1 protein-coding gene is annotated in these 1,172 nt (G+C 77.6%); it reads left to right on the top strand.

What is annotated here, in order from left to right; genetic code table 11:
- Positions 1-1,172 (top strand): GNAT family N-acetyltransferase (locus tag NWP10_RS12035; protein ID WP_258301057.1); only part of this gene is annotated, 1,172 nt, incomplete at both ends.

The following is a 1,172-nucleotide window of genomic DNA, read 5'->3' as shown; positions in this document are numbered from 1 at the left end:
CCGCTGCCCCCGCCCCCGCCGCCCCCGCCGCGCAGGACGCCCTGGCCCGGCACGGCCTCGTCCTGCGCACCCTGGCCCCGCTGAGCCGCGGCTCCGACGGCGCGGACCCGGCCCGCACCGAGCACCCCGCGCACGTGCGGCACACCGCCGCCGTGGAGAAGGGCTTCTACGAGGAGGTGCCCCAGGGGGCGGCGGCGGACCAGGATCTGGGCGTCTCCGCGGACGACGCGAAGGTCCTGCGCGGCGTCTACCTCTCCGCGGACGACCCGGCCCGGCGCGAGCCCGTGGGCACGTTCGTGGACTGGACGTCCCGGCTGACCACCTCGCCGGGGGCCGAGCTGCCGGTGTGGATGATCTCGAACGTCACCGTCTCGCCCGGGCACCGCCGCCGCGGGATCCTGCGCGCCATGATGACGGCCTCGCTCGAGGAGGCCGTCGCCGCCGGGGTGCCGGTCGCCGCCCTCACCGCCTCGGAGTCCACCATCTACGGGCGGTTCGGCTTCGGCGCGGCCTCGACGGCCCGCACCGTGCGCGTGGACGTGCGCGGCGACGTCGTGCTGGCGGCCGACGCCGCCGGCCGGACGGACGAGGACGCCGGCACGGTGCTGCGGGAGGACCCGCGGGAGCTGGCCGGCGTCGTCGAGGCGCTGCACGATCGCGTGCGGCGCGGCACCCCCGGCAGCGTGCACCGCCCGACGGGGCACGTCATCCGGTGGGAGGACCGCAGCGCCGCGAAGAACGACGGCAGGGGCTCGGGCCTGTTCGCCGCCGTGCACCGCGACGCGGACGGGGCCGTGCAGGGCGTCGCGCTCTACCGCTTCGACGGGTGGGGTAAGGAGCCGACCACCGTGTCCGTCGAGGTGTTCCTCGCCGCCACGGACGCCGCCGCCCGCCAGCTGTGGCGGTACCTGACGCGCCTGGACCTGATCGAGAGGCTGCGCATGACCCGCTGCCCGGACGACGGCGGGCTCGAGCAGGTCCTCGCCGACCGCCGGCGAGTGCGCACGAAGTCGGTCTGGGACGACCTCTACCTGCGCGTCCTGGACGTGCCGGTGTGCCTGGGCGGGCGCGGCTACGCGCCCGAGGTCGCCGGCGAGGTCGTGCTGGCCGTGGCGGACGCGGCCGGCCACGCGGCCGGCACGTGGCGGCTGCGCGTGGCCGACGGGGTGGGC

Origin of the sequence: Micrococcus sp. HG099, from assembly GCF_024723355.1 — a bacterium.
GTDB lineage: Bacteria > Actinomycetota > Actinomycetes > Actinomycetales > Micrococcaceae > Micrococcus > Micrococcus endophyticus.
The sequence above is the reverse complement of the archived record's forward strand: the minus strand, read 5'-3'. Positions and strand labels throughout refer to the sequence as shown.